The organism is uncultured Fretibacterium sp. (assembly GCF_938040765.1).
Taxonomy (GTDB): Bacteria; Synergistota; Synergistia; order Synergistales; family Aminobacteriaceae; genus CAJPSE01.
The window spans coordinates 1-4,218 of the sequence record NZ_CALIAA010000109.1; the positions used below are offsets into that span (position 1 = coordinate 1).

At 64.9% G+C, this 4,218-nt stretch carries 5 protein-coding genes; 4 read left to right on the top strand and 1 reads right to left on the bottom strand.

Features of this window, described 5'->3' with window-relative positions; all coding sequences use genetic code 11:
- Positions 1-112: 112 nt before the first annotated feature.
- Genes Q0176_RS04000 through Q0176_RS04015 form a run of 4 tightly spaced genes read left to right on the top strand, consistent with a single transcriptional unit; the run spans position 113 to position 2,639 of the window.
- Positions 113-517, top strand: coding sequence for a cupin domain-containing protein (locus Q0176_RS04000; RefSeq protein ID WP_299299466.1), 405 nt, complete (start codon positions 113-115; stop codon positions 515-517).
- Complete coding sequence (locus Q0176_RS04005) at positions 514-921, top strand: hypothetical protein (RefSeq protein WP_299299468.1); 408 nt, start codon at positions 514-516, stop codon at positions 919-921. Before Q0176_RS04000 ends, Q0176_RS04005 begins: the two co-directional genes overlap by 4 nt.
- A gap of 32 nt (positions 922-953) precedes the next feature.
- On the top strand, positions 954-1,502 hold the full coding sequence (locus Q0176_RS04010) for a hypothetical protein (RefSeq protein WP_299299470.1): 549 nt from the start codon (positions 954-956) through the stop codon (positions 1,500-1,502).
- A gap of 36 nt (positions 1,503-1,538) precedes the next feature.
- Complete coding sequence (locus tag Q0176_RS04015) at positions 1,539-2,639, top strand: threonine synthase (protein WP_299299472.1); 1,101 nt, start codon at positions 1,539-1,541, stop codon at positions 2,637-2,639.
- 87 nt (positions 2,640-2,726) lie between these two features.
- On the opposite strand, the gene Q0176_RS04020 is transcribed toward Q0176_RS04015, so the two are convergent.
- Positions 2,727-3,593, bottom strand: coding sequence for a cupin domain-containing protein (locus Q0176_RS04020; protein WP_299299474.1), 867 nt, complete (start codon positions 3,591-3,593; stop codon positions 2,727-2,729).
- Positions 3,594-4,218 lie beyond the last annotated feature (625 nt).

A 4,218-nucleotide genomic window follows, 5' to 3' on the forward strand; every position in this document is an offset into this window, starting at 1 on the left:
GAGATCGAGGCGCTGCTCCGCGAGGACGCGGCGCAGTAGGGCTGAGGCGCAGGCGGCAGAATTTTTCCGAACAAGAAGTCCGAAGGGGGAGCTTTCCGAGGGGAGGGGCCCGATGCGGTGCGGCAGCCTGTTTGACCCCGTAATCCGGGGGGAGGCGGAGTTTCTGGAGATCCTGGAGACCTTCGATATCCCGGGGGATGGGGAGGTTGGGAAAAGTGCCTTGGGGCCGCGTATCGAGCGCATCGTGTCCGAGGGGCACGTCTCCCCCGAGGGCTTCTGGTACGATCAGGACGAGCCCGAGTGGGTGGCCCTGCTCCAGGGGACTGCGGAGCTGGAGTTCGAGGACGGCCGGCGGCATCCCATGGGGGCTGGGGACTGGCTGACGATCCCCGCCCGCGAGCGGCACCGCGTGGCGTACACCTCGTCCGCCCCGCCCTGCGTCTGGCTCGCCGTCTTCGGTGCGGGCTCTCCCGAGACGGCCGGTGTCGATTTGGAGGAGAAGGAGGGGGCGTCTTGAGGCGGATTTATGGTGGGGTCGCGGCCTCCCTGCTGCTTGCGGCGGTATTTTCCCTTGCGGGGCTGCAGGGCCCGGGGCTCGCCGTCGGCGCGGGGCCCGCGGAGGCCGTCGTCCGTGAGGGGGCCATCGAGGGGCGGCCGGGGTTCTCCTTTCGGAACCTGATCTACAAATGGGGCCATCTGTTCGTGGATATCGTGAACGGGACGCAGCGGAACGTCTCCTTTGGGGGCACGATGCTCTTTCTGGACCGTTACGGAAAGACCGTGGCCAGGGCGGAGCTGCTCCCCGCAAAGGTCAAGCGGAGGTCCTTCAGGCGCTACAGGGGGCGGTTCGTAGAGGGCAGCGGCGAGGAGGCGTCCAAGGCCGTGCGCCTGATGTGGCTCTTCGAGTTGAGGAACGAGTGATGGGCCGGCTTTTGGTGAGGACAGCCCCTGCCATGAGGAGAATGAGGTGGCTTTGTGCGCTTCTTCTCCTCTGCCTTGTTCCGGTGCGGCCGTCCTTTGCGGCGCCCGACAGTGCGGAGGCGTTCATGTCCGCCACCTTCGGGCTCTCCTCGAAGCGGACGCAGCTCCGCATGGAGCGCAGCGGGGCCGAGGCGTCCGGGTTCATCCGCGACGGGCAGCTCTCCATGGAGGGGCTCTTCGAGGGGCGTCCTGCCGTATTCGTCTTTGGTTTCCATGCGAAGAAGGGGCTGAATTACAAGGCCGTCTACCTGGCGAGCACGGGGGACGGCGACGAGGACAGGGCCCTTTACGACGCGCTGCGTCGGGCCTACACCGCCCGCTTCGGCAGGACGAAGGAGGCGTCCCTGCCCAATACCTGGGCGGAGGGTCGTCTTTTGCTGCGCAACGTATGGGAGCCCGACCGCTACACGACGGTCGTGCTGTCCTACAACCCCGAGGCGACGAACCGCTTTCCCGGGAACTCGCCGGGCGCGCGGCCCATACACCTGATCTACCAATATTCCCGATGGGATAAGAAATGACGGAGGTCTTGCGGCGATGACGAGGAGGGGCTGTCCGTGTTGAGCTGTATGCGCTGTTCCCGGCAGTTCGGGGACAGGGCGATCGTCTGGCGCTGTCCCTGCGGGGGGACGCTGCGCCTGTCCGGGTATGGGGCCGCCCCTTTCGAGGGGCGGGGGATCTGGCGCTACCTTCGGGGCCTGCCGCTCGACGCCTCCCGCATCGTCTCGATGGGGGAGGGCGACACGCCGCTGATCGAGCGCCGCATCGGCGGCCGGGCCGCCTGGTTCAAGCTGGACTACCTGGCCCCGACGGGCTCCTACAAGGACCGGGGGATGTCGGTGCTGGTCAGCTGGCTGAGGTCGGCGGGGGTGGCGCACGTCGTGGAGGACTCCTCGGGCAACGCGGGGTCGTCCATGGCGGCCTACTGCGCGGCCGGCGGCATCGCCTGCGACGTCTACGTCCCGGACTACACGTCCTCGGGGAAGTGCGTGCAGATTGGGGCCTATGGGGCCAGGCTCGTCCGTGTGCCCGGTACCCGGGAGGACACGACGCGCGCGGCCGAGCGGGCGGGGCAGGAAAAGACCTCGTTTTACGCCAGCCACAACTGGAGCCCCTGGTTTCTGCATGGGGTCAAGACGTGGTTCCTGGAGGTCTTCGACGCGCTGCCCGAGGTGCGGAACGTCGTGGTCCCCGTGGGGCAGGGCAGCATCGCCCTGGGGGCCCGGCTGGCGATGGAGGACCTTCGGGCGGCGGGCCGCCTGGAGCGCCTGCCCCGCATCCTTGCGGTGCAGCCCGCGCACTGCGACCCCCTGGCCCGGGCCTTCGAGGCGGGACTGGACGAGCCCGTCCGCATTGAGAAGAAGGAGACGGCGGCCGAGGGAATCGCCTCCGCGGAGCCGGTGCGCGGGGCCGAGGTGCTGCGGGCGGTCCGCGAGACGGGCGGCGGTTTTGTCGCCGTGTCGGAGGCGGAGATCTGGTCGGCCCACTCCGTCCTCTGTCGTGCCGGGCTGTACGTGGAGCCGACCTCCGCGGCCGCGGCCGCCGGGTGGGACAAACTTTGCGAGTCGGGCCGCATCGACGCGGCGGAGCCTACGGTGGTCTACCTCTCCGGCATCGGCCTGAAGGCGACGGACAAGATCGCGGGGCACGTGCACTGAGCCTCATGCGTCGGAGAGAACCATAGAATCGGCCCCGCCGGCCAAATCGGCGGGGCCGATTGTTCGAGGAGCGTCGGGAGGCCGACGTTATTTGCCGATCTTCAGCGCGTGGTTCCTGGCGATCAGGTCGATGAAGACGAGGTCCTCGTCGCCGTCGTTGCGCAGCCCGTGGGACTCCCCGGGGCAGGCGATCGTGACGGATTTGGGCCCGACGACGGTCTCCCTGCCCTGACTGTCGGTGAAGACGCCCCGGCCGGAGAGAATGATGTAGGTGTCCTCGTTGTCGACGTGCGGATGCACGCCAATGCTGTCGCCCTTCTTCAGTGTCATGAGGCCTATTTCCTTGATGGCCTGATCGTCGGTGGCCGCTTCCCTCCGGAAGGCGAACCTGCCGTAGAGCGTGCCGATCCCCGTCTTGCCGGCCTTCTCGACGTTCTTCTCGAAGAGCTTGTCCGCGGGGAAGACCTGGGCTGTGGGGTTCTTGGTGATGGCCTCCAGGTTGGCCCCCGCGTTTTTGGCGATGATGTCGAGGAAGACGAGGTCCTCCGCGTAGAGGTTGGCCAGGCCGTGGGCCTGACCGGGGCGGGCGATGGTCATGTCCCCGGGCCCGACCACCCAGGCGTTGCCGTCGCCGTCGGTGAAGACCCCATGGCCGGAGACGATCAGATACGCGTCCTCGTTGTCCTTGTGCGTGTGGGTGCCGATGAACTCCCCGTGCCGCAGGGTCATCCACCCGATCTCCTTGATGGCGTCGTCCTCCAGGGCCGCGTCCCTCGTGAAGGCGAACTCGCCATGAAGGGTCCCCTTCCCCCCGGCGACGTCCTGCTTGTCGAGCACGGTCAGGTGCTCCGCGGTATAGCACTGGCCATGCCTGGCGGGGGCCGCAGGGGCGGGGGCCGGACGGAACGAAATTCCCACCATACAAACGCATAAAACCGCAAGGATCCTTTTCATGGAACGCCCTCCTTATATGTTCTGAAATATCGAGAGTATACGTCCGCATCCGGCGAAACTCAAGGGAGGGGAAACGCCGTGAGGCGAGGTAAGCCTGAGATATCCGACACGGACCAGGGCAGTCAGTTTACGCGCCGGCTTTGGGGCAGAGGGATACGCATCGGCGGGGGGACGTGGGCGTGCGTTGGACGACATTTTTATCGAGCGTCTGTGGCGTGAAGTATGGGGGCATCTGCCTGAACGAGTATGAGCATGCGCCCGAATTGCAGGAAGGGCTGAGGTGGTTCGGATTTTATGATGAGGAGCGTCCGCACACGGCTTTACCGGGAAGGCCCCCCGCGCAACGTGTATGAAAAGCGCCTCGTTTCTCGAATCTTGACCTAAACTCTCCTTCCCTGCTTTTTGATCCTTGACATGGGGATCACTCTAAGCAACTTGTCGCTGAACTTTGAGGTAACTCGATAGTCCTGTTTATTTTTATGCTTTTTCGCCATTCATTTTGCGGTTAAAAATTATAATAGCGAAAGTAAAAATAACTATGGTATATCCTGTTACGACAAGCAAATGAGGAAGAAGATGATTGAAATTACCGCTTAAACTTATTCTTATTGCTTCAACACTATGA

Coding starts and splice junctions, on each gene's coding strand:
- Q0176_RS04020 (WP_299299474.1), bottom strand. CDS start 3,593: ATGAAAAGGATCCTTGCGGTTTTATGCGTTTGTATGGTGGGAATTTCG.
- Q0176_RS04000 (WP_299299466.1), top strand. CDS start 113: ATGCGGTGCGGCAGCCTGTTTGACCCCGTAATCCGGGGGGAGGCGGAG.
- Q0176_RS04010 (WP_299299470.1), top strand. CDS start 954: ATGAGGAGAATGAGGTGGCTTTGTGCGCTTCTTCTCCTCTGCCTTGTT.